The organism is Nitrososphaera sp., from assembly GCF_050748925.1.
Lineage (GTDB): Archaea > Thermoproteota > Nitrososphaeria > Nitrososphaerales > Nitrososphaeraceae > Nitrososphaera.
The window spans coordinates 1-4,995 of the sequence record NZ_JBOGQF010000125.1; the positions used below are offsets into that span (position 1 = coordinate 1).

Genomic DNA, 4,995 nt, shown 5'->3' on the forward strand with positions numbered 1-4,995 from the left:
GCTCATGACGCCTTCCCACTGCTCAAACGCCCCTCCAACTTCGATGCCCCTTGCCGTTATCTTGATCTCGCGCAGCAGCTTTTCGTGGTCGCTGCCGCGCATCTTTAGTATCGCCACGGCCCTGCGGATTGCCGACTCTATCTCCACGTATTTCAGCACGACGACGCAGTCTGCCAAAAAAGAGAGGCCGTGCTCGTGGGGCCCAAGGCCGTGCAGTATGTCCGTCTGCGCCTCGTGAAGGAGCATCGACGTGGTGCCCTTGGTTTTCAGGTGCCGTATCAGCGTGTATATCTCGTCTCTGACGTTTTTGCGCGTCAGCTCAAAGTAGCTTATGGAGTCGATTACAATCCTCTCGACCCTGTCCGGGGCAAAGTCGGCTATCATGTCCGGGTTTTGCACGAGCACTTCAGGCGACGTCGAGATTACCTTGAGCCTGTTCTCTGATTCCAGTTTCTCCAGGTTCATGCCAAGCGTCTTGGCGTCGCGGTAGATCTGGTCCGGCATCTGCTCAAACGTGACGTAGACGCCGTTTTCGCCGTACTTGTTGACGCCGTTGAACAGGAACTGGAGCGCCAGGTTGGTCTTGCCCGTGCCTGCGGCGCCTGACACGAGCGCGCAGTCTCCCTTCATGAAACCGCCGTTGAGCATGGCGTCAAACTCGGGTATGCCGGTCGGCGAGCGCCCGCGGGTCATTTAGACGCCCTCCTGCCGTCCTAGCATGCTCTCTATCTTGGAGTCTATCTCCTTGGCCCTCTTTTTGTCAAGCACGAGGATGGTGGCCTTGCCGGAGGGGACCTTGACCAGAACGCCGAGATCGACGAGCTTGTTGACGTCGTTTTCCACCTGCGATGCATTCTGGCCTATCCTCTTGGCGACGCCTTCCATTGTGTCTATGAGGTTCGGGTTTTTCTGGAACAGCTTCATCAGTTCCACGGTGTTGACGGACGAAAGTATGGCGTTCACTATCTCTATTGACGTGCTCAAGCTGCCTTTACCTCCATTGACTGGTGCTCAAAATACTGCAGAAATTCCGAGCTGTGGGACGGGTTTGACCTCCTTATCTGGCTGCATATGGACTGCTCCATGGAGCGGGAAAAGCTGCCAAACAGCTCGTCAAGTATCAGGTGCAGCTGTTCGGGCCTTGAAGGTATCTCGTCCGGCTTTAGGCCGAACCGGTGCTCAAAATGAAACAAAAGTACCTTTGAAGTGTCGGGCCCGAAAACTCTGAATGTGTCGACTACCGCATTCATTATCTCGTTCATGGTAATGGTTGCAGCCCAGTTCTAATATGCGCAAGCAAGTCTCACAATTTACATACGCTACGGCGCGACCGCCTCGAGGTCGGCAAACGGGTTGCTGCCAATGATGTCGCCAAACATCTGGCCCACGAACTGCTGGGTGCCAAACGACACGATGCCACCTATCAGGAGCAGGATGCCTATGTTGAACCACACGGTCTTGAACATGCCGCCCTGCGACACCTTGATCACGAGCCCGTTGATGCACGCAAGGGCGACTATCATCACCGGCATGACGATGTTCATGGTGTCCGGCGGCACCGGCTGGATGACTGACGCGCCCAGCGACGCGTCGATGTTTGTGAATATCTGCGAAAAGAACTGGAACACGCCTTTCATGAAGCTCAACACCGCCACGGTGAGTACGTGGAGTATAAGGACGGTCGACTCGAACGCCTTTCCAAGTTGCTGCCGCTTTTTGCGCAGCTCGATAAACCGCGAAGTGAGCGCGGCAAGCTCCTGGCCGACCGCTGACATGTTGCCTCCCTTGACCATCGACACCGACACTACTTTGTTGCTTGAAGTCACGAGCGCGTTGCCGGTGTCTATCGAGAACAGGTCGAACGCGTCTTCCATGGCGACCCTGTTCTGCACCCGATTGAGCATCGACCTTGCGTGCACAGACAGGCCGCCAAAGTCGCTCTTCATGACCGTCCTCAGCGCCTGGCCAAGCGACCCGACGGTGGAGTAGATCTCTGTCAGGTGCCGTATGAAGGACGGATACGAGTCGTCGAGTTTCTTCAGCTTGCCCTCCATGCGCCTTGCCAGAAAGCCCGGCCAGATGAGGGGCGCGCCGGCGGCAGTCACCGCCAGCTCCCTCGGGAGCCCTGGAACAAACAGCAGGGCGATGCATATCGCCACGGACGCGCCGGCGGCCGGCATGAATACGCGCTTGAACGGCGCCATGTGGCTGCTGTTCTCGTTAAAGACCTTGTCCTTTGGGAACATCATGTACATCATCAGCGCATAGGTGCTGAGGCCCGAGATGACTGCAAACGTCACGAGGAGGATGACCGAGTCGTCGCCCCCTCCGCCTATCATCGACATTATCATCATGGCCGCAATCATGAAAGACGCGGTAGACATGAGAGTCGAGAACATGCCCAGCAGTAGCTTCAAAGACTCCATGCTGCGCTCATAGGCGTTGGCGTACGCGTTGACGACAGCGCCCATCTCGCTTTTCAAAAAGTCGCGCAGGCTGTCGCCTAGCCTCACCACCTGCTCGAGCTTCATCAAAAAGAGCTTGAAGTCCTCGTTCTGCAGCTGCGACGCGATGATGCCGGCCGCGCTGGCTATGCCGTACTGCCACTTCATGCCAAGGTTGTAGATGTCAGTCACCACCTTGGAGTACGTGCCATAGCCCGCGTCGCCGGCAGTCTTTAGAAGGTTGGAAGGCGAGATCTCGGCAGTCGCCAGAGAATAGAGGAAGGTGACGAAATACACCATCGTGTCGTCAAGCGTGCTCGACTTGGCGCCGGACGCAGGCAGGAACGGGAGCATTTTTTTCAGGTCAAGGGCCATTCCCATCTCTCCTATGCGTTGGCCATCGATATCGGCACTATCTTTATCCCAAAGTTCAGGTCGACTTCGAAGCTGAACTGCGATGTCACCTGCGACGACGAGCCTATCAGTTTCACGACTTCCATCACCTTGACGCTCCTGCCGCTGACAATCGCGTTCTGGATCTTTAGGTAGCCGTCGCACGTCGACCGTATCCGGAGCGCCACGTCCTGGCTCACCGCGCCGGGGTGCAAGGTCATCACGATTGACATGCCGTTTGCTACCATGTGCTTGCAGCGCGTGAAAAAGTCCATGACGGTGTTGGCGTCAGAGTGCATGCTGAGCACCGACAGCGAATCGATGACCACCACGTCGTATTTTTTCTGGTTAACGCTCATGTAGCGCGCGACTACCGGCAGCAAGTACTTGGACAGGTCCTCCGACCATGTGATGCCGTCGGCCTGCACCTGTAGGATGTAGAGCCTGTTTTGCAAAAACGCGTGGCTAAAGTCAAACGTGATCTTTTTCATCTTTGCAATGTATTCTTTGATGTTGCTCTCTGTCGTGATGTATAGCACCTTGAGCTTGGCGTCAAGCATCCCCTTCATGAATTGCGCCGTGAGCGCGCTCTTGCCGGTCCCGTGCTCGCCTTCGATGAGCACCAGCGACGGCAGCGGCAGGCCCCCGCCTATCTGCCTGTCGACTTCTTCGTTGCTTGTTGAAACCGTCCTTACCACTAGAGCACGCCTCCCCTGCTAGTCACCGCCCCATTTTCAGTCGACATTGCCACGAGCACCGAAGGGCTTGCGTGTATCGTGCCCTGCGGTTTGAACCGTATGACAAACTGCTCGCCGGGGTTCACCACCTGCGGGTCAACGTACGAGTCTATGGCCGGGTCAAACGAGTGCAGCACCCACTGGCCGGCGCCGGGGCTTGCCGCTATGCCGCCGTACGCCAGCTGCTCAGTGGTCTTGACCCTTGAGCCGGATATGTCGGCGTCGTAAGTAGCAATAACGGTGAACTTCGAGTACTCCCACAGCTTTGTGTTGCCGCTGTTGGAGACGCTGACGCTCACGATGTCGGCTGACGCGAGCGACAGCGATGATATCGTTATCGACGTCTTTTGCGCCAGGTCGTCTGCCTGCGTCCTCTGCAAGAGCGCGTTGCTTACCGCAAAATGCCTGTCAACCAGGCCCGGGACGGAGAGCAGCACGTACACTAGCCCCATCATGATTATCCCCCCTGCTAGTGCATTGCTTATTCCCATGTATTGACCTCCTGTTGTTACGTCGAGAACAGGTACTCGTCGGTGACGCCGTTTGGCGTCGCTATCCTCACCACGTACGTGCTGCTGGCAGACAGGTTTGCCGAGCTCGTGATGTCTATCTGGACTGTGTCCTTGACCTGCCACTGCGTCACGGCCGTGCTGTAGACCCACTTTGGCGCCGAGCCGGCGTTGTACGGCACCTTGGATGACGAGCCTATCTTGCCAAAGTAGACGTCCAGCTTGTCCGTGTTTGCAAGCGGCGTGCTGCCGGTGTTTTTCACCCAGACCTTGACTGCCGGCGACGTGCTGTTGCCTGCCGCGTACACTATCTTGATCTTGGTCAGTATGAGGTCCTTTTGCGCTTCTGACGAGACCGTGAACGCCGAGTTCAGGGCGCTGGTCTTGCCTATCACCATGCCCGACAGAGAGGTCGCGACGATGACTGACGCCATCAGCATGATGCCCTCGCTGATGCCTACGCTAACCATCGAAGGCCGCCCTCCTCTCCTTGCTCGCCTCTGCAGGAATTTTTCTTGACTTTGTCCTTGCCTGCAGCTTGGCATATTCCAGGTCCGCCTGCGGGTCTTTGATGCCCATCACCTGGCCCAGCCTGTACAGCCTGACCATGACCTCGTCTGCCGACATGCCAAAGTCCTTCAGCATGCCTACCACGTTGTATATCGACACCTCGTCTTCCGTCTTTAGGCCAAACTGCCTGTACTGCCCTATCAGGGCCTCAAGGTCGTCCGGCCCCATGTCCCGGAGGAGCTTTTCAAGCATGGATACCATCGACATCAGCTTGCCCAGAGTCAGGCCGCCAGAAAAGATCTGGCCAGAGTGATTATTTCCATTTCCATTAAACTGTTTGACGTCTACCATCGGAACGTCGCCTCCCGGCATTGCAATCTCGGGAATCGGCTGCTCGAACAC

The 4,995-nt window shown here is 56.7% G+C and carries 8 protein-coding genes; all 8 read right to left on the reverse strand.

The genetic code is table 11. The features are described from left to right. The coding region (locus ACREAY_RS09660) for an RAD55 family ATPase (protein WP_431755563.1) at nucleotides 1-693 on the reverse strand (693 nt) is incomplete at its 3' end. Then, nucleotides 694-984: a hypothetical protein gene (locus ACREAY_RS09665; protein ID WP_431755564.1), complete on the reverse strand. Its 291-nt coding sequence runs from the start codon at nucleotides 982-984 to the stop codon at nucleotides 694-696. Continuing rightward, nucleotides 981-1,262: a hypothetical protein gene (locus ACREAY_RS09670; protein WP_431755565.1), complete on the reverse strand. Its 282-nt coding sequence runs from the start codon at nucleotides 1,260-1,262 to the stop codon at nucleotides 981-983. Before ACREAY_RS09670 ends, ACREAY_RS09665 begins: the two co-directional genes overlap by 4 nt. A gap of 57 nt (nucleotides 1,263-1,319) precedes the next feature. Next, nucleotides 1,320-2,825, reverse strand: coding sequence for a flagellar assembly protein FlaJ (locus ACREAY_RS09675; protein WP_431755566.1), 1,506 nt, complete (start codon nucleotides 2,823-2,825; stop codon nucleotides 1,320-1,322). Between the two features lie 5 nt (nucleotides 2,826-2,830). Further along, nucleotides 2,831-3,535 (reverse strand): ATPase domain-containing protein, encoded by a 705-nt coding sequence (locus tag ACREAY_RS09680; protein WP_431755567.1) that lies wholly within the window; start codon nucleotides 3,533-3,535, stop codon nucleotides 2,831-2,833. Beyond that, entirely contained in the window at nucleotides 3,535-4,065 is a 531-nt protein-coding gene (locus ACREAY_RS09685; RefSeq protein ID WP_431755568.1) for a hypothetical protein, read from the reverse strand. The genes ACREAY_RS09680 and ACREAY_RS09685 overlap by 1 nt, the downstream gene beginning before the upstream one ends. A 17-nt stretch (nucleotides 4,066-4,082) precedes the next feature. Next, complete coding sequence (locus tag ACREAY_RS09690) at nucleotides 4,083-4,553, reverse strand: flagellin (RefSeq protein WP_431755569.1); 471 nt, start codon at nucleotides 4,551-4,553, stop codon at nucleotides 4,083-4,085. Next, the coding region (locus ACREAY_RS09695) for a hypothetical protein (RefSeq protein WP_431755570.1) at nucleotides 4,546-4,995 on the reverse strand (450 nt) is incomplete at its 5' end. The genes ACREAY_RS09690 and ACREAY_RS09695, both read right to left, overlap by 8 nt.

Bases quoted from the DNA above. Each gene is read 5' to 3' on its own strand.
- ACREAY_RS09670 (WP_431755565.1), bottom strand. From the start codon at position 1,262: ATGAACGAGATAATGAATGCGGTAGTCGACACATTCAGAGTTTTCGGG.
- ACREAY_RS09675 (WP_431755566.1), bottom strand. From the start codon at position 2,825: ATGGGAATGGCCCTTGACCTGAAAAAAATGCTCCCGTTCCTGCCTGCG.
- ACREAY_RS09690 (WP_431755569.1), bottom strand. From the start codon at position 4,553: ATGGTTAGCGTAGGCATCAGCGAGGGCATCATGCTGATGGCGTCAGTC.
- ACREAY_RS09685 (WP_431755568.1), bottom strand. From the start codon at position 4,065: ATGGGAATAAGCAATGCACTAGCAGGGGGGATAATCATGATGGGGCTA.